General features: G+C 34.7%; 27 protein-coding genes. 11 read left to right on the forward strand and 16 right to left on the reverse strand.

The annotated features are described in order from the left end of the window. Position 1 precedes the first annotated feature (1 nt). The 8 genes from IEV50_RS03150 (at position 2) to IEV50_RS03185 (ending at position 10,600) form a co-directional block, all read left to right on the forward strand. Entirely contained in the window at positions 2–1,648 is a 1,647-nt protein-coding gene (locus IEV50_RS03150; protein WP_188411781.1) for a UxaA family hydrolase, read from the forward strand. 78 nt (positions 1,649–1,726) lie between these two features. Continuing rightward, positions 1,727–3,127 (forward strand): glucuronate isomerase, encoded by a 1,401-nt coding sequence (uxaC, locus tag IEV50_RS03155; protein ID WP_188411782.1) that lies wholly within the window; start codon positions 1,727–1,729, stop codon positions 3,125–3,127. A 129-nt stretch (positions 3,128–3,256) separates the two neighbouring features. After that, positions 3,257–4,306 carry a sugar kinase gene (locus IEV50_RS03160; RefSeq protein ID WP_188411783.1) on the forward strand — a complete coding sequence of 350 codons (1,050 nt, stop codon included), beginning with the start codon at positions 3,257–3,259 and terminating at the stop codon, positions 4,304–4,306. Then, positions 4,303–4,965, forward strand: a complete 663-nt coding sequence (locus IEV50_RS03165) for a bifunctional 4-hydroxy-2-oxoglutarate aldolase/2-dehydro-3-deoxy-phosphogluconate aldolase (protein WP_188411784.1) — start codon at positions 4,303–4,305, stop codon at positions 4,963–4,965. Before IEV50_RS03160 ends, IEV50_RS03165 begins: the two co-directional genes overlap by 4 nt. A 19-nt stretch (positions 4,966–4,984) precedes the next feature. Continuing rightward, a complete protein-coding gene (locus tag IEV50_RS03170; RefSeq protein WP_188411785.1) occupies positions 4,985–6,424 on the forward strand; it encodes an MFS transporter in 1,440 nt (479 codons plus the stop codon). 116 nt (positions 6,425–6,540) lie between these two features. Beyond that, positions 6,541–8,166 (forward strand): NADP-dependent glyceraldehyde-3-phosphate dehydrogenase, encoded by a 1,626-nt coding sequence (locus IEV50_RS03175; RefSeq protein WP_188411786.1) that lies wholly within the window; start codon positions 6,541–6,543, stop codon positions 8,164–8,166. A gap of 137 nt (positions 8,167–8,303) precedes the next feature. After that, on the forward strand, positions 8,304–9,311 hold the full coding sequence (locus IEV50_RS03180) for a LacI family DNA-binding transcriptional regulator (RefSeq protein ID WP_188411787.1): 1,008 nt from the start codon (positions 8,304–8,306) through the stop codon (positions 9,309–9,311). 104 nt (positions 9,312–9,415) lie between these two features. Then, positions 9,416–10,600, forward strand: a complete 1,185-nt coding sequence (locus IEV50_RS03185) for a class I SAM-dependent rRNA methyltransferase (protein ID WP_188411788.1) — start codon at positions 9,416–9,418, stop codon at positions 10,598–10,600. Between the two features lie 85 nt (positions 10,601–10,685). Here the strand turns inward: IEV50_RS03185 and IEV50_RS03190 are convergent, their stop codons facing one another. Together IEV50_RS03190 and IEV50_RS03195 are read right to left on the reverse strand one after the other, a co-directional pair. Then, positions 10,686–10,931, reverse strand: a complete 246-nt coding sequence (locus IEV50_RS03190; RefSeq protein ID WP_229746599.1) for a DUF6814 family protein — start codon at positions 10,929–10,931, stop codon at positions 10,686–10,688. 15 nt (positions 10,932–10,946) lie between these two features. After that, a complete protein-coding gene (locus IEV50_RS03195; protein ID WP_188411790.1) occupies positions 10,947–12,470 on the reverse strand; it encodes an MFS transporter in 1,524 nt (507 codons plus the stop codon). Between the two features lie 132 nt (positions 12,471–12,602). Here IEV50_RS03195 and IEV50_RS03200 point away from each other — a divergent pair, with 132 nt between their 5' ends. After that, entirely contained in the window at positions 12,603–13,493 is an 891-nt protein-coding gene (locus IEV50_RS03200; RefSeq protein ID WP_188411791.1) for a bestrophin family protein, read from the forward strand. Here IEV50_RS03200 and IEV50_RS03205 read toward each other — a convergent pair whose 3' ends face one another. From IEV50_RS03205 to IEV50_RS03225, 5 genes are all read right to left on the reverse strand, one after another. After that, a complete protein-coding gene (locus IEV50_RS03205) occupies positions 13,494–14,270 on the reverse strand; it encodes a TerC family protein (RefSeq protein WP_188411792.1) in 777 nt (258 codons plus the stop codon). A gap of 83 nt (positions 14,271–14,353) precedes the next feature. Then, positions 14,354–14,911 (reverse strand): TlpA family protein disulfide reductase, encoded by a 558-nt coding sequence (locus IEV50_RS03210; RefSeq protein ID WP_188411793.1) that lies wholly within the window; start codon positions 14,909–14,911, stop codon positions 14,354–14,356. Between the two features lie 69 nt (positions 14,912–14,980). Further along, entirely contained in the window at positions 14,981–16,282 is a 1,302-nt protein-coding gene (locus IEV50_RS03215; RefSeq protein ID WP_229746600.1) for a hypothetical protein, read from the reverse strand. Positions 16,283–16,448: 166 nt separating this feature from the next. Next, positions 16,449–16,976 carry a hypothetical protein gene (locus IEV50_RS03220; protein WP_229746601.1) on the reverse strand — a complete coding sequence of 176 codons (528 nt, stop codon included), beginning with the start codon at positions 16,974–16,976 and terminating at the stop codon, positions 16,449–16,451. Beyond that, positions 16,969–17,526, reverse strand: a complete 558-nt coding sequence (locus IEV50_RS03225; RefSeq protein ID WP_229746602.1) for an RNA polymerase sigma factor — start codon at positions 17,524–17,526, stop codon at positions 16,969–16,971. The genes IEV50_RS03220 and IEV50_RS03225 overlap by 8 nt, the downstream gene beginning before the upstream one ends. Positions 17,527–17,753: 227 nt before the next feature. On the opposite strand from IEV50_RS03225, the gene IEV50_RS03230 reads away from it, so the two are divergent. After that, entirely contained in the window at positions 17,754–18,146 is a 393-nt protein-coding gene (locus tag IEV50_RS03230; protein WP_188411794.1) for a nuclear transport factor 2 family protein, read from the forward strand. Positions 18,147–18,153: 7 nt separating this feature from the next. Here IEV50_RS03230 and IEV50_RS03235 read toward each other — a convergent pair whose 3' ends face one another. Continuing rightward, positions 18,154–18,510, reverse strand: a complete 357-nt coding sequence (locus IEV50_RS03235) for a helix-turn-helix domain-containing protein (RefSeq protein WP_123207667.1) — start codon at positions 18,508–18,510, stop codon at positions 18,154–18,156. Further along, positions 18,510–18,836 (reverse strand): type II toxin-antitoxin system HigB family toxin, encoded by a 327-nt coding sequence (locus tag IEV50_RS03240; RefSeq protein ID WP_188411795.1) that lies wholly within the window; start codon positions 18,834–18,836, stop codon positions 18,510–18,512. The genes IEV50_RS03235 and IEV50_RS03240 overlap by 1 nt, the downstream gene beginning before the upstream one ends. Positions 18,837–18,969: 133 nt before the next feature. On the opposite strand from IEV50_RS03240, the gene aspS reads away from it, so the two are divergent. Further along, on the forward strand, positions 18,970–20,715 hold the full coding sequence (aspS, locus tag IEV50_RS03245) for an aspartate--tRNA ligase (protein ID WP_188411796.1): 1,746 nt from the start codon (positions 18,970–18,972) through the stop codon (positions 20,713–20,715). 163 nt (positions 20,716–20,878) lie between these two features. On the opposite strand, the gene IEV50_RS03250 is transcribed toward aspS, so the two are convergent. From IEV50_RS03250 to IEV50_RS03280, 7 genes are all read right to left on the reverse strand, one after another. Beyond that, positions 20,879–21,289, reverse strand: a complete 411-nt coding sequence (locus IEV50_RS03250) for a hypothetical protein (RefSeq protein ID WP_229746603.1) — start codon at positions 21,287–21,289, stop codon at positions 20,879–20,881. Positions 21,290–21,302: 13 nt separating this feature from the next. After that, positions 21,303–21,683 (reverse strand): phage holin family protein, encoded by a 381-nt coding sequence (locus tag IEV50_RS03255; RefSeq protein WP_188411798.1) that lies wholly within the window; start codon positions 21,681–21,683, stop codon positions 21,303–21,305. Between the two features lie 46 nt (positions 21,684–21,729). After that, positions 21,730–21,996, reverse strand: coding sequence for a YtxH domain-containing protein (locus IEV50_RS03260; protein WP_188411799.1), 267 nt, complete (start codon positions 21,994–21,996; stop codon positions 21,730–21,732). 64 nt (positions 21,997–22,060) lie between these two features. Beyond that, the gene (locus IEV50_RS03265) at positions 22,061–23,110 is read right to left on the reverse strand and encodes an AI-2E family transporter (RefSeq protein WP_188411800.1); all 1,050 of its coding nucleotides are present in this window, start codon (positions 23,108–23,110) and stop codon (positions 22,061–22,063) included. 54 nt (positions 23,111–23,164) lie between these two features. Beyond that, on the reverse strand, positions 23,165–24,580 hold the full coding sequence (locus IEV50_RS03270; protein ID WP_188411801.1) for a sigma-54-dependent transcriptional regulator: 1,416 nt from the start codon (positions 24,578–24,580) through the stop codon (positions 23,165–23,167). Positions 24,581–24,682: 102 nt separating this feature from the next. After that, entirely contained in the window at positions 24,683–25,462 is a 780-nt protein-coding gene (locus IEV50_RS03275) for an enoyl-CoA hydratase/isomerase family protein (RefSeq protein WP_188411802.1), read from the reverse strand. Between the two features lie 3 nt (positions 25,463–25,465). Then, on the reverse strand, positions 25,466–25,885 hold the full coding sequence (locus IEV50_RS03280) for a cobalamin B12-binding domain-containing protein (protein WP_188411803.1): 420 nt from the start codon (positions 25,883–25,885) through the stop codon (positions 25,466–25,468). Between the last annotated feature and the right edge of the window lie 132 nt (positions 25,886–26,017).

Raw genomic sequence — 26,017 nt, forward strand, 5'->3', positions numbered from 1 at the left:
AATGGTTACAAGAATTTTAAAAATTCATCCGAACGATAATGTATTGGTTGCCTTACAAGATTTGGCAAAAGGCGAAACTATTATTCACGATGGAAATGAATATGTTTTACAAGATAATATTCAGGCTAAGCATAAATTTTTTATGCAGGATATGAATATTGGTGACCCCATAATGATGTACGGTGTTTTAGTTGGAAAGGCTCAGCGCTTTATTCTGAAAGGTGGTTTAATGGATACAGAAAACACCAAACATGCATCAGATCCGTTCGAATTTCGCCCATATCACTACGAGTGGCATGCACCTGATGTAGCTAAATATGAAGGAAGAACTTTTAATGGATATATTCGCAGCGATGGCCGCGTTGGTACGGCAAATTATTGGTTATTTATACCAACTGTTTTTTGCGAAAACCGAAATTTAGATGTAATCCGAGAAGCATTGCATAATGAATTAGGATACGCGGTAACGGATAAATATAAAACATATACACATCATTTGGTTGATGCCTATAAAAATGGAGAAAGTTTAGCAGAGGCTGATCCAGCTTCAATTGGCCAGGCTAATCCGGCAGCAAACCGAATCTTTAAGAATGTTGATGGAATAAAGTTTTTAAATCATCAGGGTGGTTGTGGCGGAACTCGCCAGGATGCAGCCGTTTTAAGTAAATTATTAGCGGCTTATGCAGATCATCCGAACGTTGCAGGGATTACTGTTTTGAGTTTAGGATGTCAGAATTTACAGGTTCAGGATTTTATGGATGACCTGAAACAACGCAGTCCTAATTTTGATAAACCATTATTTATTTTCGAACAGCAACAATCGCAAAGCGAAGAACAACTAGTTAAAGAAGCAATAAGAAAAACTTTTATCGGTTTAACACAAATTAACGAGATAGAACGCCAACCGGCTCCATTGAGCAAATTAGTTTTAGGCGTAAAATGTGGTGGTAGTGATGGTTTTAGTGGTATTAGCGCTAATCCTGCTGTTGGCTATACTTCTGATTTATTGGTTGCTTTAGGCGGAACGGTTTTACTTGCAGAGTTTCCTGAACTCTGTGGAGCAGAACAGCAATTAATTGACCGTACAAAAGATGAAACCGCAGCAAGAAAATTTATCCAGTTGATGACCTCTTACAATCAGCAGGCAGAAAATGTTGGTTCGGGTTTTTATATGAACCCATCGCCAGGTAACATTAAAGACGGCTTAATTACCGATGCGATAAAGAGTACGGGCGCTGCAAAAAAAGGTGGCACATCACCAGTTGAAGATGTTTTAGATTATACAGAACCTGCGACAAAACCTGGTTTAAATTTAGTTTGTACGCCAGGTAACGATGTAGAAGCAACGACTGGAAAAGCAGCCTCTGGCGCAACCTTAATTTTGTTTACAACAGGTTTGGGTACACCAACAGGAAACCCGGTTTGCCCTACCATAAAAGTTTCTACAAATAATGCCCTCACAAAACGTATGGGTGACATAATCGATATCAACTGCGGGCCAGTTATAGAAGGTTTAAAAACCATAGAAGAAATGGGTGAAGATATTCTGGAATATTGCATTAAAGCAGCCAGTGGAGAGGTAATTCCAAAAGCAGTTTTGCTTAATCAAGATGATTTTATTCCATGGAAGCGCGGAGTAAGTTTATAATTTGCCTCGTGATTACGATAAAATAAATATTTAAAGCGAAGACATTGGTTGCAAATCGGATGTCTCAAATCACATAGAATGAAATCTTTTTTAGACGAAAATTTCCTGCTGGAAACTAAAACAGCGCAAACGCTTTACCATGATTTTGCAAAAGCGATGCCGATTATTGATTATCATAATCACTTAATTCCGGAGCAAATTGCAAACAATGTTCAGTTTTCAAACATTAGCCAGGTATGGCTCGCAGGTGATCATTATAAGTGGAGAGCAATGCGTGCAAACGGCGTTAATGAAAAATTCATTACCGGCAATGCTTCTGATTTTGAAAAATTTCAAAAGTGGGCAGAAACCGTTCCTTATACTTTGCGCAATCCACTTTACCATTGGACACATCTAGAGCTACAACGATATTTTGGCATTAATGAAATACTTTCTGGCAAAACTGCTCAAAAAATTTATGATGAATGCTCATCGAAATTGCAAACATCAGATTATTCGGTAAGAGGTTTATTGTCGAAAATGAACGTTGAAGCGGTTTGTACAACTGATGATCCGTTAGATAGTTTAAACTTTCATCAGCAACTGGCTAATGAAAATGTTAACCTAAAAATGTTACCGGCTTTTCGCCCTGATAAGGCGATGAATAGCGATGATCTTATTGGCTTGAACGATTATATTGATAAGCTAGAAAAGGTGGTAAACTCTACCATTAGCAGCTTTCAGGATTATCTAGCTGCATTAAAAAATCGACATGATTATTTTGCATTAAACGGATGTTCTGTTTCAGATCATGGCTTAGAACAAATTTATGCTGAGGATTATACAGAAGCAGAGATAACATCAATTTTCGATAAAATAAGAACAAAATCAGTAATTTCTTACCAGGAAAACCTTCAGTTCAAATCGGCAATGCTGGTTTATTTTGCAGAATGGGATCATGAAAAAGGCTGGGTTCAACAGTACCATTTAGGCGCCTTAAGAAACAACAATACCCGAATGTTAAGTCAGTTAGGACCTGATACAGGCTGGGATTCTATCGGTGATTTTAGTCAGGCAAGAATGCTTTCTAAATTCTTAAATCGTTTAGATACGCAAGATAAATTAGCCAAAACCATTATTTACAACCTTAATCCTGCAGATAACGAATTAATCGCAACAATGATTGGAAACTTTAACGATGGCTCAATTGCAGGCAAAGTACAATTTGGTTCGGCCTGGTGGTTTTTAGATCAAAAAGATGGAATGATAAAACAGTTAAATGCACTATCGAACATGGGCCTTTTAAGCCGTTTGGTTGGCATGCTTACTGATTCGCGTAGTTTCCTTTCTTTTCCTCGCCATGAATATTTTAGAAGAATAGTTTGTAACCTTTTTGGTAACGATGTAGAGCAAGGTGAACTGCCAAATGATTTGGAATGGATTGGAAAAATAATACAAGACATTTCGTATTTTAACGCAAAAAATTACTTTAAATTTTAATCAATTTGTAGTTTAAACACCTCGGTCTGTGTCCTCACAGACAGAAATAAAGCAAGTGATGGTCTGTGGGTAAGCGGATGATGTAAATAAATAAAACACAAAAATAAATTAGCCTGATAAAACCAATAAATGAGCAACCAAATTTCATCCTCATTAGAAAAAGGAAAAAAAGTTTTAAGCTTTGGAGAAATTCTTCTTCGCATCTGCCCGGATATGGATGGCCATTGGCTTCAGGAAAATAAGTTACCTTTTTACATTGGTGGTGCGGAATTAAATGTTGCAACGGCTTTAGCCCTATGGAATGTACCCTCTGCATACTTATCGGCAATGCCACAAAATTCTGTTACCGAAGAAATTGCCGATTATCTAAATAAAAAAAATATTGATACATCGCCCATCGTATATAGCGGAGAACGTTTAGGTTTATACTATCTACCAAAAGGGAAAGATTTAAAGAATGCGGGTGTAATTTATGACAGGGCAAACTCATCTTATGCCGATTTAAAAGTTAGCCAGATAAACTGGGATAAAGTTTTTGAAGGTGTAAGCTGGTTACATTTTAGTGCGATTTGCCCGGCAATTAATCAATCAATTGCTGATGTATGTGTAGAAGCACTAAAAGCTGCGACAGAAAAAAATATCACCATTTCTTTGGATTTAAACTACCGGGCCAAACTTTGGAAATACGGTAAGGACCCATTAGAGATTTTACCCGAACTTGCTAAATATTGCACCCTAATTATGGGAAATGTTTGGGCGGCAAATAAAATGCTGGGTACTGCGCTTCATGATGATTTAAAACTAGCAGAAGGTTATGCAAAGGAAACGTTACTGCAACAGGCAATCGATACCTCAAAAGAAATACTAAGTTTGTCTCCATCGTGCAAAGCCGTTGCAAATACTTTCAGGTTCGATAACGGTAAAGGCATTAGATATTACACAGCACTTTATACAAATGATAAATTAACGGTTTCGCCCGAATATGTATCAGAAGAAATTTTAGATAAAGTTGGTAGTGGCGACTGCTTTATGGCAGGTTTGATTTATGGTTTCTACAATAATTTAAGCACTGAACAAACATTAAACTTTGCTACCGCAGCAGCATACGATAAATTATATATTCCAAGCGATGCAACTACGAGTACAGTTGCAGACATAGAAAAAAGAATAATACGATGATAAGCAATAAGCATAAAATTTTAGATGCTATTTTAGAGCAAGGCATGTTGCCACTTTTCTATCAGGATAGTGAGGAAGGCAGTATAGAAATACTTCGAACTTTATACAAAGCAGGGGTACGTGTTTTTGAGTATACGAACAGGGGGAAATCGGCTTTGCCAAATTTTAAAAAGCTTAAAGAAATTCGCGATGCTGAAATGCCAGATTTATATCTGGGTATTGGTACCATTAAAACTCCTGCAGATGCAAACGCATTTATCGAAGCCGGAACAGATTTCATCGTTGCGCCAATTGTTAATCCTGCGGTAGCAGAAATCGCAAATAAAATTGGAATGCTTTGGATTCCTGGTTGTATGACACCAACAGAAATTAGCATTGCGCAAGAGCATAAAGCCATGCTAATTAAAATTTTCCCTGCCAATATTTTAGGCCCTGAATTTATATCATCAATTAAAGATTTATTTGCCGGACAATTATTTATGCCAACTGGCGGTGTAGAAATTAATGCAGAAAACTTAAAAACCTGGTTTAAATCAGGTGTTTGTGCAGTGGGTATGGGCAGTAAGTTAATTAGTGCAGCTGTTATGAGCAAAGGCCTTTACGATGAACTTTTTGATAACACAAAATTAGCGCTTGAATTAATTCAGCAGAATAAATAAAAAGAAACAACCTAACCAAATGAACCAACTAAAAACAAGCAAATACAGATGGACAATATGTTTGCTTCTGTTTCTTGCTACCACAATAAATTATTTAGATAGGCAGGTACTTTCTTTAACATGGACTGATTTTATAAAACCAGAATTTCATTGGGATAATAATGATTATGGAAATATAACAGCTTTGTTCTCTATTTTTTATGCCATATCTATGCTTTTTGCAGGCAGATTGGTAGATAAGTTGGATACAAAAAAAGGATTCTTATGGGCAATTGGTGTTTGGTCTGTTGGTGCATGCTTACATGCTTTTTGTGGTATCGCAACTTCAGGCGTAATTTCAGGCAATTGGTTAGTAAGTTTTGAAGGTGCAAAAGAAATTATTGCTGGCATAAATAATACCGGAATGGTTGTGTCTGTAAGTGTTACTTTATTCATCTTCGCCAGGTTTGTTTTGGCCGTTGGAGAAGCAGGAAATTTCCCCGCAGCAATTAAAGCAACGGCAGAATATTTCCCTAAAAAAGACAGGGCATTTGCAACCAGCATTTTTAACGCCGGGGCAACAGTGGGCGCACTTGCTGCACCAATTACAATTCCATTTATTGCTAAAGCTTACGGCTGGGAAATGGCCTTCCTCATTATTGGTGCATTAGGCTTTGTATGGATGGGGCTGTGGGTGTTTGTGTATAATAAACCCGAATTGCACAAAAGAGTAAGTGCTGAAGAGTTAGCCTACATTCAACAGGATGTAATAAATGATAGAAAACTTGCTGATTATGTGGAAGAAACCAAAGAAAAAGTATCGTTTATAGATTGTTTTAAATACAAACAAACCTGGGCATTTGCCTTTGGTAAATTTATGACCGATGGTGTTTGGTGGTTCTTTTTATTTTGGACACCAGCTTATCTAAAGTCTGTTTACGGAATGGATTCTACTCAAAGTGCACTTCCATTATTTGTACTTTATATGATTACTTTACTATCAATAATTGGTGGTTGGCTACCAACTTATTTTGTTGATAAAAAAGGAATGAACCCTTATGAAGGTAGAATGAGAGCCATGTTAATTTTTGCGTTTTTTCCCCTTTTAGCTTTGGCGGCGCAACCTTTAGGCCATATTACTTACTGGATTCCGGTAGTTATTATTGGTATTGCAGGCGCCGCACACCAAGCCTGGTCGGCTAATATTTTTTCTACCGTTGGCGATATGTTTCCTAAAAAAGCAATTGCAACCATTACCGGAATTGGGGGTATGGCAGGTGGCATAGGTGCTTTCATCATCAATAAGGGTTCTGGGGTACTGTTCGATTATACAGGCAAAAGTAAAATCTTATTTATGGGCTTTAAGGGTGAAGAAGCTGGCTATTTCATCATATTTTCGATATGTGCTGTTTGCTACTTAATTGGCTGGACTGTAATGAAAACCCTTGTACCAAAATATAAAGTTATCGAACTAAAATAATTATCGATTACGACTGAGTATTTCGCTCCCCAGTTGTAATCATCTTGTAATAAACCACAAAAACCTATACTTAACCGATAGATTAACAATAATTATAAACCCTAAAACAAACTAAATTGAGCACAACTTTAAATCTCGAAAGTATTTTCGTTGATGAAAGCCAGATTCCAGATGAATTTAGGCTCCAGAAAGAAATCGATCAAAAAGAATTTCTTTCTAACGGCGAAATGAAAATCTGGAGTGGCCCTTTTAATGAAGTGTTTTCTCCTGTATGCATAAAAACTGCTGATGGTCTAAAACGAAAGCGCATTGGAAGTTTTCCTGTTTGTACTGAGAAAGAATCTACAGAAGCATTAGATGCAGCCGTTGCCGCTTACGATAATGGTCGTGGCCAATGGCCAACCATGAGTGTAGCCAATCGCATTAGCTGCGTAGAAAGCTTTACGCACAAAATGATTGAGCAAAAAGACATTGTTGCTAAATTAATTATGTGGGAAATTGGTAAATCTTATGCTGATTCGATAAAGGAGTTCGATCGTACAGTTGAATATATTTACGCAACAATTGATGCATTAAAAGATATTGACAGGCAATCATCTCGTTTCGAAATTGAGCAAGGAATTGTTGCACAAGTTCGTCGTTCGCCGCTTGGTGTGGTGCTTTGCATGGGGCCGTTTAATTATCCTTTAAACGAAACTTTTACAACGTTAATTCCTGCTTTAATCATGGGCAATACGCTTTTATTTAAACCACCTAAACATGGTACATTATTACATTATCCTTTGCTTGAGGCTTTTCGTTCAAGTTTTCCTAAAGGTGTTGTTAATACCATTTATGGTCGTGGAAATACAATTGTGCCGGGTTTAATGAAATCAGGGAAAATTAATGTACTTACGTTAATTGGTTCGAGCAAGGTTGCAAATGAACTTAAAAAGCTGCATCCAAAAGTTAATCGTTTAAGGGCAATTTTAGGTTTGGATGCAAAGAATGCGGCTATTATCACTAAAGATGCTGATTTGGATTTAGCAGTTTCTGAAACTGTTTTAGGTTCGCTTTCTTTTAATGGACAACGCTGTACGGCCATTAAAATCGTTTATGTGCACCGCAGTTTGGCACAAGAATTTTTAAAACGATTATCTGCTGAAGTGGAAAAACTAAAATTTGGCATGCCTTGGGAAAAAGGCGTTGCTTTAACACCACTTCCTGAATTAAATAAACCTGAGTATTTAAAAGAATGCATTGATGATGCAATAGCAAATGGTGCTAAAGTGATAAACAAAAATGGAGGGCAAACCTTAGAAACTTTTGTTTATCCTGCTATTATTTATCCGATAAATGCTAATATGAAATTGTATCGTGAAGAGCAATTCGGCCCTGTTATTCCGGTTGTTCCCTTTGATGATTTGGAAGAACCTATTGAATATTTAATTGGTTCGCCACATGGCCAGCAGGTAAGTATTTTCAGTAACAATGCTGCAGTAATTTCTTCATTGATTGATCCTTTGGTAAATCAGGTTAGTCGTGTAAATATTAACTGCCAGTGCCAACGAGGACCTGATGCTTTTCCTTTTACAGGCAGAAAAGATAGTGCAGAAGGAACACTTTCTGTTGTAGATGCGCTACGTTCTTTCTCTATTCGTTCGTTGGTTGCAACCAAACTTACCGATAATAATAAAAAACTCTTAAATGATATTGTTAGCGGAGACGATTCGAATTTTTTAAGCACAAAATATATTTTTTAAACAGGCTCTTAGCTTTGACAACTTTTTTGACTTACCGTATTAAAGTTGTCAAGCTTTAAATAAACAAAAAAACCATCTAAAAAATAAGCCAATCCTATCAAAGAAATATTTTTGTAACTTGGATGCAAGTTCACAAAATGAGATTTGAAACATCAACAATAAAAGATATTGCTAAAGCCCTCGGACTTTCTACTTCTACAGTTTCTAGGGCTTTAAGAGACCGTTACGAAATTAGTGCTAAAACAAAAAAGATTGTTTTAGCATATGCAGAGCAGGTAAATTACAAGGCAAACCCCATTGCCCGCAGTTTAAAAGAAAGAAGAAGTTATTCTATTGGCATTATTGTAAGCGAAATTGCAAATAACTTTTTTTCACAAGTAATAAATGGTATCGAATCCATCGCTTATGATAAAGATTACCATGTAATTATTTCTCAAAGCCATGAATCTTACAAACAGGAAAAACTGAATGTTGAGCACCTTGCATCACGTTCTATTGATGGTTTATTAATTGCCCTTTCATCAGAAACCCAGGATATAAATTATTTGAAAGATTTATACGCCAAGGGTTTACCGATTGTTTTTTTTGATCGTGTACCCGATAATTTCGAAACTCATAAAGTTATTGCAAATAATTTCAAAGGCTCATTCGAAGCAACTGAACATCTTATTTATTCCGGAAAACGAACGATTGCACATCTTACAAGTTCCGAAAACTTATCTACTACAAAAGAAAGATTAGAAGGATATAAAGCTGCATTAGCTAAACATAATATTGAGTTTAATCCACAGTTGGTTAAGTTTTGCCAGCATGGTGGAATGCACAGCGAAGAGTTGGAACAAGCTGTTAAAGCACTTCTACCATTAAACCCTGATGGGATTTTTATATCAGCCGATCGACTTACAACAGGTTTTATTATGGCTTTGAAAAAAACAAACCCAGAACTAGCACATACAATTGCAATCGCAGGCTTTACAAATTCTAATTTGGTAGAACTTTTTAGTCCGTCTTTAACATCGGTTAAACAACCCGCCTTCGAAATTGGCCAGGTCGCTACAGAATTACTTATCTCTATGATTGAGGCAAAACGACCAATTACAGAATTTGAAATCAGAATTTTAGATACAGAATTGGTGAGTACGTAGAAAACTTTCAAGTAACGTGTTTCTTAAATTTTTAAGTACTTCATGCATAAACTTGTTTAGATTGACTCAATACCATACTAAAAACTAATTATTACCTTTGCGCTATGGTAGAAATCATATTAAAAAAAGGTAAAGAGAAAGCAGCATTACAAAGGCATCCTTGGGTATTTTCGGGTGCTTTAGAAAAAATCAAGGGTAAACCCGAAGATGGCGATGTTGTAAAAGTATTTGCTTTTGACAACGAATTTCTAGCCTATGGCTATTTCAATGGCAATTCTCGTGTTGCAGTTCGACTTTTAGAATGGGATGAAACTCAAACCATTGATAAAAACTGGTATCAAAATCGGTTAAAGCAGGCAATTGCTTCCCGTAAGTTTATTTTATCAGCTGAAACAAATACTTGCCGATTAGTCTTTTCAGAAGCAGATTTCTTACCTGGCTTAATCGTTGATAAATATGCTGATTTCTTATCGCTTCAGATATTAAGTTCGGGTATAGAAAAAGTAAAAACGGAAATCGTTGAGCTTTTAAAAGAAGAATTAAACCCTAAAGGGATTTTTGATAAAAGTGACGCAACAGCCCGTGGTCATGAAGGTTTACCAATAGAAAACGGTTTGCTTTGGGGCGAGAATCCACCTGAATTTTTAGAGGTTAAAGAAAATGGAATTGCATACCATATTAATATCGCCGAAGGTCAAAAATCGGGTTTTTATTGCGATCAGCGTGATAACAGAAAGATTTTAGCGAGCTATACAAATGGCAAGAGTGTTTTAGATTGTTTTAGCTACAGCGGTGGTTTTAGCTTAAATAGTTTAGCAAACGGTGCTGCAAGTATCACAAGCGTTGATAGCTCTGCTCTGGCATTAGAAACATTAAGGCAAAATGTAGAATTGAATAAATTCGACGTAAATAAAGTTTTGGCAATACAATCTGATGTAAATAAACAGCTTAGGGTTTTTAAAGAATCAGGAGAGTTGTTCGATGTAATTATTCTAGATCCACCAAAATATGCACCTTCCCGTTCGGCGTTAGATAGAGCAGCAAGAGCTTATAAAGATTTAAATCGATTGGGTATGTTGTTGTTAGAAAAAGGTGGTTTACTTGCAACATTTTCTTGTTCAGGAGCAGTTGATATCGAAACCTTTAAACAAATTGTTGCTTGGGCTGCGCTTGATGCGGGTAGAGAAGTTCAAATTATTAAACAATTTTGCCAACCTGAAGATCACCCTGTTCGGATTTCCTTTTCGGAAGGTGAGTATTTAAAAGGTTTATTATTGAGGATTCTGTAGCATCATAAATAGCCACAAAAACACAGAATCGAAGAAAATGATGGTAAATTCCGTGCTAATTAGTGTTTAGTGGTAAACCAAAACTTTAAACGCCATGCGAATTTTCCGGTAGTTTTTCATATTCACCCTTCCATGCGTAAAAACCAAAAATCATTAAACCCAAACTAATAGGAAAGAAAATAAAAAGTATAATTCCCCATTGCAAAATTGTATTCGTTCGCTCAATATCCGTATGGGTTAAGCCAACTTTTTCAATCGCATGCATAAATAAAAAAGTCATCGCTATCGGGCCTAAAGCCATCCATGCCAAGCCTAAATATTTCTTTATCATATTCATAATTTACAATTAATCATTAATACTTTCATCTCTTTTGTTTGATAAATAAATCGTTCCAATCACTAAACTCAATGCTGCAACACCTATCGGATACCAAAGCCCTGAAAGAGGATTGGACCCTGAGAAACTTGCAATTAAAGTTGCAATAAAAGGAACCAGACCACCGAAAACACCATTACCAATATGATAAGGAAGCGACATAGAAGTATATCGAATTTTTGTTGGAAAAAGTTCGACTAAAAATGCAGCTATAGGCCCATAAACCATGGTTACTAATAAAATTTGGAAAAAGATTAAACCAACAAATTTCCAAAAAATTGGCTTTGGCAATATTTTATCTTTAAGCATACCTGGTGCAGATATAACACCTTTAGTGGCCGAAAGTGTATCCATTTGAACTTTAGTATAACCCGTACCATTTGTAAATAAAATTTTCGTTTCTAAGCTTCGTAAACTATCAACCTGATTTGCTAATGGTGTAATTATGGGAAAACCCTGGCTTGATGAAAACAACTCATTCTTGGCAAAATTTTCTTCACTGGTATCGTTTAAAAATGTTCTGTAAATCGGTCGGTAAAAAATTATACCCAGCAACATTCCCATGAGCATAATCCATTTACGCCCAACCTTATCACTCCATGCACCAAATACAACAAAAAATGGTGTAGCAAAGGCAATTCCCCAAAGCAAAATGTACCTTGAGTCGTTGAAATCAAGTTTGCAGGTATTCTCTAAAAAAGATTGCGCATAAAACTGGCCTGTATACCAAATGACACCTTGCCCCATGGTTGCACCAAATAATGCCAGCAAAACCATTTTAAAGTTTGCCTTATTATTAAAACTTTCTTTTAAAGGATTTTTAGAAACCTTTCCTTCTGATTTAAGTTTGGTAAACATTGGCGATTCGTGCATTTTCATGCGTATATAAATTGAAACACCAACCAATACTATCGAAAGCAAGAAAGGAACACGCCAGCCCCAATCGGCAAAAGTTTCAGCACCTAAAAAGTTCTTTGTAATTACAATTATCCCAAGGGAAAGGAATAGCCCAAGTGTTGCTGTAGTTTGAATCCAACTGGTAAAAAAACCTCTTCTATTTTTCGGAGCATGCTCGGCCACATAAGTTGCTGCGCCACCATATTCGCCGCCCAAAGCCAAACCTTGAATTAATCTCAATATTAAAACCAATATCGGGGCAGCATATCCAATAGATTTGTAAGAAGGAATTAGGCCAATTAAAAAAGTGGAGCCACCCATTAAAACAAGTGTTAAAAGGAAGGTATATTTCCGGCCAATTAAATCGCCCAATCGTCCGAAAACCAATGCTCCAAAAGGGCGAACAATAAAACCAGCTGCAAATATTGCCAATGTATTTATCAAGGCTGAAGCACCTGCATCGGCAGGAAATAATTGATGACCAATAATAACTGCAAGACTTCCAAAAATATAAAAGTCATACCATTCTATCAGCGTACCTAAAGATGAAGCGCCGATAACTTTAAAAATATTATTCTTTGGTTGTATTTCGATCATAACAATTAAGAAGATTTGGTTTTCTAAGATAAACATTTAAGCTGCAAAACGATAAACCCCCTTTAGACGATTTAAATTGTTACAAATAAAACATTTTACCTTTAGTTTTGTAGTTTACGAAAAACCAAATTTATGCTTTTAATACAGAACATTAGATTATCAAGAATTTTAAGAAATACATGGCATGTTGATTTAATTATGATTGCATCCTGCACCGCTGCTTACTTGGTTCGTGAATATTTAATTGCTCATCATTTCGAAATCCCATCAATTATTCCAACCGTATTAGGTACTGCGATTGCATTTTTTATTGGTTTCAATAATAATCAAGCTTACGATAGATGGTGGGAAGCAAGGAAAATTTGGGGTGCTTTGGTTAATGACTCTAGATCTTTTACCAGAGCGTTAATAAACTATGTTGATAATGACAATATTACGGTGAAGAAAATGATTTACAGGCATATTGCATTTTTATATGCTTTAAAGGCAAACTTACGTGGAGCTGTTGATGAAATTTACATTAAATATCTTACAGAAGAAGATTTAAAAGAAATTGAGCTTCATAACAATGCGCATAATGCAATCTTAAATATTCAATCTAGAGATTTGCAAAAACTTTCGAAATCTGGCGATATTGATGGTTTTAGATTTATAGAAATAAATGAAATGCTAACGCGATTCTCTGACTCAATGGGTATGAGCGAACGCATAAAAAACACTATTTTCCCTACAACCTATACCTATTTAACAAAGGTTTTTATATGGCTTTTCGTTGTGACATTTACGCTTGTAATAAGTCAATCTGCAGGAATTGCTTCAATTTTTCTTGGCTGGCTAATTGGTTTTGTATTTGTATCAACACAAATAAATGGAATGAGTCTGGTTAATCCTTTCGAAAATAATTCTGCAGGCGTTCCTTTAAATCAGATTACTCGAACCATAGAAATTAACCTATTGCAAATGCTTGGTGAAAAAGATATTCCGGAACCTATAAAACCCATTAATGAAGAGTATATTTTATAATTAGTTTTTGATATTATTTCTCAATTTAATAGGTTTCTTGCTATTCTTTTTCATTTTAAGATTAAGCATTTCTACCAATACAGAGAAAGCCATTGCAAAATAAACATAACCCTTAGGTATATGCTGGTCTAAACCTTCGGCTAGCAATGAAACACCTATTAACAATAAAAAGGAAAGTGCAAGCATTTTAACGGTTGGGTGATTATTAACAAATGCACTGATAGCACCGGATGAAAACATCATGATTATTACGGCTATAATAACCGCAGCAATCATAATTTCGATATGCTCTGCCATACCAATTGCTGTAATAACAGAATCTAAAGAAAATACTACATCAAGTATAAGAATTTGGATAATGGTAGTCCAGAAGGAATGAACTTTGGTTTTCCCACTTTCATCTTCCTCTCCTTCTAATTTATCGTGTATTTCATGTGTACTTTTATAAATTAAAAATAAACCACCACTTATTAAAATTAAATCGCGCCCAGAAATTGCAAGCTTTTCGAACCAATCGCCACTATTAATTCCTATCCAACTACCAATGTTAAAAAGCGGAGATGTAAGTGTCATTATCCAGCTTAGAGAAAGTAATAATAATACTCTGGTTATCATGGCTAATCCCAAACCTAGCTGCCTTGCTTTCTTTTGTTGATTTTTAGGGAGTTTTCCAGAAAGAATTGAAATAAAAACGATATTATCTATACCCAGAACAATTTCTAAAACGGTTAATGTTAATAGTGAAATCCAGGCTTCGGGTGTGCTTAAAAAATCCATAAGTTAATTTATCTGATAGAGCGAAGATATAAAAAAGACGTTTGAATTTATTGACTAGATTATTAGTGTTTTAGTTGGAATAATTACATGGCAGATTTTAAAATCTCTGTTTTGAGTTTTTCTTCAAAAACCAATGTTCTTTCTTTTACTGAGGGGATTTCATTAGTAAAGGATATAGAACCAACAGCTTGAATTATTTTCCCGTTTTTGCCGATTAATACATTCGAGGGAAATCCATGATTAATATTTAACTTTCTAATTTCATCATGTGTTAAACAAATCACTTCATATTTATAACCAACTTTTTTTTTAAATTTCTTAGCTCGATTAGGTAAATCATAAGTTATTGCAATAAATCTGATTCCTTGATTTTCATATTTATCAACCAATTTATTCAACTCGGGAATTTCTTTAACACAAGGCGGGCATTCTTCAAACCAAAAGTTAATTAACACAATCTGATTGTTCAAATCTTGTTTTGAAAAAGATTTTCCGTTTAATTTTTGGCCTCGAAAATCAGACAATGTTTTACCTACTAAATCTTCAAAAAAAGTTTCTTGGTTGGCCCATTTTACAGGCGAAGTTTGAGCTTTTGATAGAACCGATGTAACCAGTAAAAAGAGAAATAAATAGTTTTTCATCACAGGTTAAATATAAATAAAAGTCCTGCCAAAGAATGACAAGACTTAAATCTATTTGGCATTTAATCGTTATTTAAAAGTTATTGCGCCGTATTCCGTTTTAATTGCAACGTTAGCAGTGCCTCCGCTTCCGATTTTACCTGCATATCTTTTATTTTCATCCTCATCGCTTATTAGTTTCGCTGATACATTTGAACCATATTTAAAACCCGCATAAGTTGTAGAAAGATTAAAGTTAGCATTATAGTTAGCACTAAAACCTAAACCAACACTTGCATATTCTCCAGTTAAGCCAAAGTTTTTACAGGCTGGGGTAATTTCGCTAACGGTTAGCTGGTTGTAATCCATATCAATCATGGCATCGCCATTTAATGTTCCAAGTGTAACATTTGTATATTCTGTTCTAAGCGAAAGCTTGCCTACACTTGCAATTGTAAGGCTACCATATCCTTGTTTAATTACCGTATTGCCCTTAATGCTATTGATGTTTACTTTTGCATATTCACTGTTTAACAGTAAATTACCTGCTATTGAGCCAACTGTTAAACCAGAACCATATTGAACTTTAATATCAGCAGATTTACGAATTGTGTTAATATTTACCGGAACATATTCTGCATTTATTTCAATCGTACCAACCGAGCCTATACTAACACCTCCTCCGTATTCATGTTTAACAACTGCTGAATTTAAATCCTGAATAGTCATTTTACCATATTCTACATAGAGATAATTATTACTGTTACTTAAACTTCCGGCAATTAAATTTCCATATTGAACCTTAAATGATGTAGGCCCAGCGAAATTACCGATTTCTATACTTCCATATTCTTGCTGAGCACTTAGCGCATTTACTGCAGGCATGTAAACAACATAATTTACTTTAATTTCTCTTCTCCAGGTAGTAACCCCATTTTTAAGTTTTCTGCCAAAATTGCCCTCTCTATCGCTCATATTTGTTCTTACAGAAACCTGGTCACCTGATTTAGATGCATCGATACTAACCTCATCAATCAATTTTTGAACGTCCTTATCCGAATTACTGAAAGCTTTAATTTCCACATCTACTTTAACTTCTTTTCTATCCCAGGTTTTAATTAATATAGCACCATATTGGTTGTTTAAGCTAATTTTATCTCCGTTATCCACGCTAAAAGTTTTACTAAACGATTTTGACCGTTCTGCATCACCACCATATTGAGTGGAACTTACAATGGTAATATTAGGATTTAGAGATGCATTAACTTTGGTATTTGTTTGAATGTTAATTGCATAATTTTCTGTTGAGCTAATTGTAGCAGGTATTTCCTGCGCATAACTCTTTACGGCTATCAAAGCCATAATGGCTAAAAATAATTTCATCGTTTTCATGTGTTGTTAATTTTTAAACATTTTAACTACTTAAAACCTGCCGACCAATTCTAAGCAATATAATGTGGTGAGCGCATGCTGGTAATATTGATAAATATCAAGTATTTAGATTAAGACCATTTAGCTAATTTTGGGTATGCTTTGTTTTTCAAGCTTTTACCCTTATTTATATCTGATTAACTCTTTTATAATCGTCAACCTGGTTTATAATTAATAACTGTTGTTTTAATAAGTTTAACTGAATTTCACGATTTTTAACCATTGCCTTAACCACAAAAAGTTGGTTTGGTGTAGTTGGCAATTCAGCTTTTAATCTTTCGTAATCTTCGTCCAGTTTCTTTAAATCATTGGTAAATTTTTTATACAAATCTGGATTTGCCGATGCAAAAATTGCTAGGCTATCTCTTTTTTCCGTAATTAAGCTAGCAAACTGAATTTCTTTTTTTGCCGCTGCAGCATTAACATCAGCGATTTCTAAATCGCGATTTCTTGATCTTCCTGCGTAAAGCCAAACTAAACCGAAAACTACTACTATGGCTGCTGCTGCACTCATCCATAAGTACAGCTTTATTGGCTTTTTTTCCTTTTTGCTATCCAGCCCTTTTTCAATTTTTGCCCAAAGGCCTGCCGATGGTTCAAAAAAATCAAAATCCTTTCGATTTTCCTTAACAAAGGTTTCTAATCTATTATTCATCTCTCATCCCTTTCAATTCTAAAATACTTTTTAATTTCTTTTTTGCCCGCATATATTGTGTGCGGCTTGTGTTTTCACTTATTTTTAAAATATGTGCAATCTCTTCATGGTCATAACCTTCTAAAAGATATAAACTCAAAACCACTCTGTAACCATCGGGCAGCTTGGTAATGGCTTTTCTAATATCATCAGCCTGTAATTGCATCTCATATTCATCTGCACTAACTTCATCTGGAACTTCAGAAACTTCATCGGTACTAACAAACTCAAATTTGCGCTTGCGGAGATAGTTAATAGATTTATTTATCACAATCTGCTTTAACCAAAGTCCGAAAGTAGTTTCCTGCCTGAAATCAACAATCCTGGTAAATGCATCTAAAAAGGATTCCTGCAAAACATCTTCAGCCTCTTCTTCATAATTTAAAATGCGCAATGCCACATTATACATGGCTTTCGAATACAATTTGTACAACTCAAACTGTGCTGCCCTGCTGCCACGCATGCATTCTTTTACAAGTTCCAGATTTTTATCAACGTAAATGGCTTCCAAAATTTTGATGATTCTGATTATAAGACATAGGGGATTTTAAAACGTTGCATCAAGGTAGAAAAAAATTTAAATAAGTATTAACCAGTTTGTTTACACAATCGGTTTGTTAGTGATAAGTAGTTGTATTTGTGAGCAAAACTTTGTTCTATGGAAATAGTTATTATAGAAAAAATTGCTCTATTCATCATAAATTTGAAAACGCTGAAACAAAGAATTAACTTCATAGCATGGAAACCGACTTAATTAATGACATTCATAAACGAGCCAACGCAGCTTTAGAATCGAAAGATTCAAAAGTATTTGAAAAGATTTTTGATAAAGATTTAGAATACATTCAGGCTGATGGGAAAATATTAAGCAAAGCAGAATATATTGATGAATTAGAGAAAACTTTTAAGAAGGTTAAATCGATTCAAACCAGTCAATACAGAATTAAATCTTCTTTTGAGCACGAAATATTTACAGAAAAGATTGCTCGCAAATCTGTAATAATCAAACCAAAAATGATATTCTTAACGGATAAACAAACCATCCAAACAGAGGAGATTTTCCAATGGAAAATAATAAATGGCGAATGGAAAGTAATTAAAGTAGAGGTGGTTTTAGAAGAGAAATATTAAATTTATGTTATGCAGAGTGAAGAAAAACTTCGGCTGGAATTTTAAAATAATTTTTAAGCTTTTGAGCCATTTTTAAAGTTATATCTCTTTTTCCTGATAAAATTGCCGATACATGACCTTTGCTGCCAATAATTGGTTCTAAATCTTTTGCTTTAATACCCATTTCTAGCATCTTCAGTTTAATCACTTCAAGAGCATCTAATTCTGGTAAATGATGGTGCTTATCATCATAATCCTTTACTAATACTATTAATAAATCCAACTCATCACTTTCAATAGTATTTGGTTCTGCATGGAATATTTCCATTAGCCTCATTGACGCCTTGGCATAGTCCGTTTCTGTTTTTAATACTTTCCAGTTCATTATATTTTCTTATTTAAGATATTAACATCGAATGGTACAGTTTCAACATCAATTTTATCATATTCTTGGTGCGTACCAAACCAAATAACATAACATGCTTGCTGTAAAAAATTAATTGATACAACTAATCGAAAATCATTTCCTTTAATATTAAAAACAACACGGTTATTAGCAATAATACTTGCATTCTTATACACACTTTTTAATTGATTGAAGTTATTAAATTCCTGTTTAGAAAATTCGTTAAACCAAGTTGTAAGCGAGGATGATCCTAATTGGTAAGTTTTTGCATAATACAATACGGTCTTCTTTACCAAAATTTTCATCAATCAAAAGTAAGTAAAAGTTTTCAAAATGCATACTTTTGTGGTTTTATAAGATCGTTTTAAAAACCGCTATGCATATAAGTAATTTTAAAACAAAATCGGTATTTTTGCCGCTTAATTTAGAATTACAAATATGTTAAGAACAGTAACTTGCGGTGCATTAAGCCTTGATAATTTGGGCAACAGTGTAACCCTGTGTGGTTGGGTACAAAAATCAAGAGATTTAGGCGGTATGACTTTTATTGATATTCGCGATCGTTATGGTATTACTCAACTGGTTTTTAACATGGACGATAATCATGCGCTCTGCGAAGCTGCACGTACATTAGGTCGTGAGTTCGTAATAAAAACAACTGGTATTGTTGTAGAACGTAGTAATAAAAACCCTAAAATGTCAACCGGTGATGTAGAGATAAAAGTTTCTGCTTTAGAGATTTTAAATGCTGCAAAACTACCTCCTTTCATGATTGATGATGAAACCGATGGAGGTGACGAGTTGCGTATGAAATATCGCTACCTGGATTTACGTCGTAATCCGGTTCGCAATAACCTGGTTTTACGCCATAAAATGGCGCAATCGGTTCGCCGTTATTTAGATGCTTTAGATTTTATCGAAGTAGAAACACCTGTTTTAATTAAATCTACACCAGAAGGTGCAAGAGATTTCGTGGTACCAAGCCGAATGAATGCCGGCGAATTTTATGCTTTGCCGCAATCGCCCCAAACTTTTAAGCAATTGCTTATGGTTTCCGGCTTCGATAGGTATTTCCAGATTGTTAAATGTTTTAGAGATGAAGATTTAAGAGCTGATCGCCAACCTGAATTTACCCAGATTGACTGTGAAATGTCTTTCATTGAACAAGAAGATATTTTAAACACTTTCGAAGGTTTAATTCGCACGTTATTTAAAGAAGTTCGCAACTACGATTTGCCCGAAGTTCCTCGAATGCAATACGTGGATGCGATGCGTTTATACGGATCGGATAAACCTGATACTCGTTTCGAAATGCAATTTGTAGAGCTAAACGACTTGGTAAAAGGAAAGGGTTTCCCAGTTTTTGATAATGCAGAATTGGTTGTAGGCATTAATGCTAAAGGTGCTGCAAACTACACCCGTAAGCAATTAGATGAGTTAACAGATTTTATAAAACGGCCTCAAATTGGTGCAACCGGCTTAATTTATGCTCGCCACAATGATGATGGAACAATTAAATCTTCAGTAGATAAGTTCTTTAATGAAGAAGATTTGAAAAAATGGAGCGAGGCTTTTGCATCAGAAAAAGGGGATTTAATCTTAATTCTTGCTGGTTCTATGGATAAAGTTCGTAAGCAATTGAACGAGCTTCGTTTAGAAATGGGTAACCGTTTAGGTTTACGCGATAAAAATACATTCTCGGCACTTTGGGTATTGGATTTCCCACTTTTAGAATGGGACGAAGAAACTGAACGATACCACGCAATGCACCATCCATTTACATCTCCAAAACCCGAAGATATTGCTCTGCTAGATACTGATCCTAAAAATGTTCGTGCTAATGCTTATGACATGGTTATAAATGGAACAGAAATTGGTGGCGGTTCGATTCGTATTCATGATAGAGCTTTACAAGCATTAATGTTTAAACATTTAGGTTTCACTGCTGAGGAGGCTCAAAAGCAATTTGGTTTCTTAATGGATGCGTTTGAGTTTGGCGCACCACCTCATGGAGGTATTGCATTTGGGTTCGATCGTTTAACTTCAATTTTCGCAGGCTTAGATTCAATTAGGGATGTTATAGCTTTCCCTAAAAACAATTCGGGAAGAGATGTGATGATTGATAGTCCGAGTACCATTGATGACAAACAATTAAAAGAATTAAAAATTAAAACTGATTTGTAGGTCATTAAGTTCACTGGCCATTGGTTTATTGTTCATGGAGTATATGACATGATTCACAAGGCTAAGCGTATATGACAACAGCATTAAATAAAGAAAGCCTCAGAATTTTTTTAAATCCTGAGGCTTTCTTATGATTCATTTTGGCATTTTGCTTACCAATGAACTAATACGTTTCACTATCTGGTGGAATTCCGTAATCGATGAATTTCTTATCTTTTTTCTCTTTTTTCTTACTGAAAAAACCTTTCACAGAATTGAATATTGCAGATATGTGTTCAGCATCCAAAGATTTTCCAACTTTTCCAGAAACCAGACCGACAGCTGCCTTAGTTAAAAATCCTGCTCCTCTAAATAGGGTTTTGTTCATAAATATAGGCAACAATAAAGACATTGCCGTTCCACTTAAATTCAGTTTATCATCTACCTTAAATAGGTTACTTGGAGTGGCAAACTTTTTAATTAAAGACCCTAAAGAAAATTGATGGATAAAATTTTTAGTATCCACTTTAAATATACTTTGTTTAAGCGTGTATTCAACTTTCAACTCAAGTTTTTTGGCCTGCAAATCTTCCAAAGTCCTGATGTTTTTATAATTTCTCATCGTCTTCCTCCTTATCTGCTAGCTTATCAAAATATTTTCTAATGGCAACATTTATAATCGCCTTTTCAATATATTTATCTTTAGTTAAATAAACAATTACTGCCAATAGAATATAGATTAGAGAGACGCATCCAAATCCACCTGCATAACTACCCAAAACATCAGATAGATAAAGGGCAAGCGTTACTGAACCAAATAAAAATGCAAGTATAAAGCATACTATAACGGCAGTACTGGTTACTAAATCGGCAAATATTTTTGAGGCTTTTTCTACAAGGTAGAGCCTTGTGTATTCAGCCCTGGCTTCTAAGAAACCTTTGGCATCATCAACAAGATCTTCTATGCTTTTATCTTTATTTTCCTGCATAATTCAGATGAGGTTTAACCGGGCTTATACACCCGGTTATATTATTTTATGCGTGTTCTACGTCGTCGCTATATTCTTCTTCAACACTTCTCAATTTTGTTTTAATTGAGCTTACCACTTTTTCTTTTAAGCTAGATAAATTATTAATTTCATCTGCAGCTTTATCTCTTATCGAATCGCCTAAATCTTTCAGCGATTGACTTAATTTATCACGAGTTTCATCACCTTTTTCTGGTGCAAATAAAATTCCTAAAGCGGCTCCAGCAGCTAGTCCCGCTAAAAGGGCAACTACAACTTTTGAGTTATCATTCATAACAATGTATTTTAAGGGTTTAACATTTACAATATAACTGTGCTATATTATTATTAAGTTATGTTTATAACTCATTATGCTCATTATTTGTTTTAATTCTTTCCAATCTTTCTGATGCCAGCGTACTGGTTTCGTAAATTTTAACAAGCAATATAAAATAAGATAACAGCAGCGGGCCAAAAACCAAGCCAAGTATTCCGAATAATGGAATACCAATAATTACGCCAATTACCGTAATTATAGGATGGATGTTGCCAACTTTTTTTGCTATTATAAATCTAAGAACATTATCGATATTAATTATAACTACAAATCCAAAAATTAACATTGCCCAGCCTGCAAAATTATTTCCATTTGCAATTTGTAAAATTGCTGCCGGCACAAATACTAAAGGTGGCCCTAAAACAGGCACAAATGATATAAATGTAGTAATTACTCCCCAAAAAACAGGATCTTCGTAGCCTAAAACGAAGAAAGATAAACTTAATAATGAACCTTGAACCAGACAGATTAATCCCTGCCCCAAAACATTCGCATAGGTTGTATTACGCATTTCGTTTCCAAAACGCAAGGCATTTTGTTCTCTGAAAGGCGCATACTTTATCAATGAAAGTTCAAATTTTTTTCTTTCGATTAGCATAAAGTATAGTAAAAAGAACATTACCAATAAGCTAAGTATAATATTTACGGCACTCGAAATAAGTGAAGGAAAAAGCTGTGTTGCCCAATTGCCGATTCTATTTATCCCATCCTGAATTAAACTTTCATTTATTTTAACAGGAACAAGATGTTGTAGTTTTACTAAAAGGTTTTTAAAAAAGATTTCATTATTTCTAAGCTCAGATATTTTACTGATAACCATGCTACTTAAAGCATAAAAGGGTAGTACAATTAAAACAATACAAATCACAATCATCAATATTGCAGTAAGCCTTTTATTCCATTCTTTTATTTCGGCCAAATAAATATAGCCTGGGCGCATAATAGTATATAAAACGAGCGTGCTTAAAATGGCGCTGAAAATTCCTTGTAATGAATATGCAATTAATAGCCCAAGCGCTATTATAATAACAAGATTTATGTTGTTGCGTTGCTTATAAGAGAATACCGACATATATGATTGCTTGGTATTAACTTAATAGCAAAAAAGAGTATATTGTTTTGTTTTTTATTCTGAACCTTCTATTTTTATTCCTTTAAATTTATTGTAAAGGGTTTTACGATCGATTTTGAGTATTTTTGCAGCTTTTGTTTTATTAAAATTAACTTCTTTTAACACACTTAAAATTGTGTCGTACTCTGCTTCTTGTGCAGCACTTTTTAAATTCTTTGGCTTATCGACAAATTTACTTTTAACCTGATCGAGTATTTTTTCTTTATCGTAATCTTTTGCATAATTTGCAAGTTCGAGAGGCAAAACATCTACCTGAATTTCATTACCATCAGATAATAAGGCAACACGTCTGATTACATTTTTTAATTCCCGAACATTACCGGGCCAAGTGTAATGTAAAAAGCAATTTTTAACCTCATTAGAGAAGCCTTTTATGTTTTTATTTAATTCTTCATTTGCAGTCGCCAAAAATTTATCTGCAAAAACCAAAATATCAGCTCCGCGTTTTTTTAGTGATGGGATGTGAATTGAAAATTCATTAAATCGATGGTATAAATCCTCTCTGAAGGTTCCTTTTCCGATATTTTCAACTAAATTTTCATTTGTTGCAACGATAATACGAACATCTAAATCAATTTCCTTTATACTTCCAATACGTTTTAATTTACGCTCCTGAACAGTTCTTAGTAGTGTTGCCTGAATTTCATACGATAGATTTCCTATTTCATCTAAAAACAATGTTCCTCCGTTAGCCTGCTCAAAATGACCAATCTTTGTATATAAAGCACCAGTAAAAGATCCTTTTTCATGTCCGAAAAATTCGCTCCCAGCAAGTTCTTTAGTTAAAGAGCCACAATCCATAGCAATAAAAGGTTTATCTTTTCTTAAGCTGTTTAAATGAATCGTTTTAGCCACGTACTCTTTTCCTGTTCCACTTTTTCCTGTTAAAATAATGCTGTACGATGTTGGTGCGATCAATTGTATCTGCTTCAATAAAGTCGAAGAAACATCGCTTATCCCCTCTACATAATCAGTATGATTAATATATTCGGACTCTGACTGTGAATTAATTTTATTAGCTGAACTTATATTTTCATTAAGTGCCCTTTGAGTTTCTAAAGCTTTATTAATTGTATTTAAAATTTCATCCGGATACAATGGTTTTGTAATATAATCGTAAGCGCCAAGCTTAATTAACTGGACAGCTAATTTTATATCAGAATAACCTGTAATAATGATTACTCCTGTTTTTGGGTAATTATCTTTAATTTTTATCAGTATTTCTTTGCCGTCCGTATCATCTAATCTGTAATCACAAAGAACTAAATCAAATGTATTTTTAGCCATAATTTCCATCGCAGAATTTCCTGTTATGGCATTTTCAATATCGAAACCATTTCTCGTTAAAAACTTTGATAATAAAAGTCCAATATTTACTTCATCATCTATTATGAGTATCTTCTTTTTCATTTAATAAGAATTGATTTAAACATAAGTAAGCAAAAAAAACTGAAATGGGAAATTTTTTCTACACTATTATAAATTATCTCTCGAATTAATTAGACAAAAAGATTACCTTCCTACAAACACTGATTTTCTTTTTTCAACGAATGCTGCAACACCTTCTTTAAAATCTTCCGTTTCAAAGCACTTACCAAATTCTTCTATTTCAGTTGTATAACCATCAACTTCATTTATTGATGCAATAACGGCCTTTATCGCTGCGGCAACAGCTAAAGGCGCACGAAGTTTAATCGTATTTAATATTTCTTCAGCTCTGCTAATTAAGTCTGTCTGCGGAACAACATAGTTTACTAATCCAATTTTTTCTGCCTCAATAGCGTTTATCATGCTGGCCATTGTAATCATCTCTATTGCTTTTCCTTTACCAACCAACTGTGTTAATCGCTGTGTTCCGCCATAACCTGGAATTAAGCCAAGCGTAACCTCTGGTAAGCCCAATTTGGCATTATCAGAAGCGATGCGCATATGGCAAGCCATGGCCAATTCCAGTCCTCCGCCTAAGGCAAAACCATTTATAGCCGCAATGAAAGGTTTCGGGGAATTTTCTATTGCATTAAAAACTTTATCATGACCTAAGCTGGCAAGTTCTTCGCCCTGTTTTCCGCTATAATCAGAAAACTCTTTAATATCTGCACCTGCAATAAAAGCTTTTTCACCTGCACCTGTTATAATTACGCCTCTCACTTCAATACTTTTACCTGCGAAAGCAATTACATCCGCTAATTCGCTAAGTGTATCTTTATTTAAAGCATTTAATGCTTTTTCACGATTTATGGTAATGTAAAGTATATTTTCTTTTACCTCTGATATTAAATTTTGATATTCCATCACTTAAAAATTTCTGTTTTCAATAACCCATTTCTTAATGTATTCTGTAATGCTTGCCATTGTTGTTCCTGGAGGAAATAACTCTCCAACACCTAATTCAGCAAGTTTAACGCGGTCTGCCTCAGGAATAATTCCACCTCCGGTTAACAATACATCGTCCATCTGCTTTTCTTTCATAAAACGAATAATTTTCGGAAAAACAGTCATGTGCGCTCCAGAAAGGATAGAGATTCCAATGGCATCAACATCTTCTTGCAAGGCTGTATTAACCACCATTTCGGGGGTTTGGCGAAGTCCTGTATAAATAACTTCCATACCTGCATTACGCAATGAGGTTGCAATTACTTTCGCACCTCTATCATGCCCATCCAATCCAACTTTAGCCACTAAAACACGTATTGGCCGATTTAATGTTTTGCTCATAAAGAATATTAAGTTGATGTAAATGTATAGATTTTTGTAACGTTTTTCGTTGCCCAGCAAGCCGGAAAAGAAAAACAAGAAACTGACGGCCAATTAACCAATAATCATTACATAATTACGCTCAATCTTTTT

It is taken from the genome of Pedobacter mendelii, assembly GCF_014635725.1.
In the GTDB taxonomy this organism is placed as follows: Bacteria; Bacteroidota; Bacteroidia; order Sphingobacteriales; family Sphingobacteriaceae; genus Pedobacter; species Pedobacter mendelii.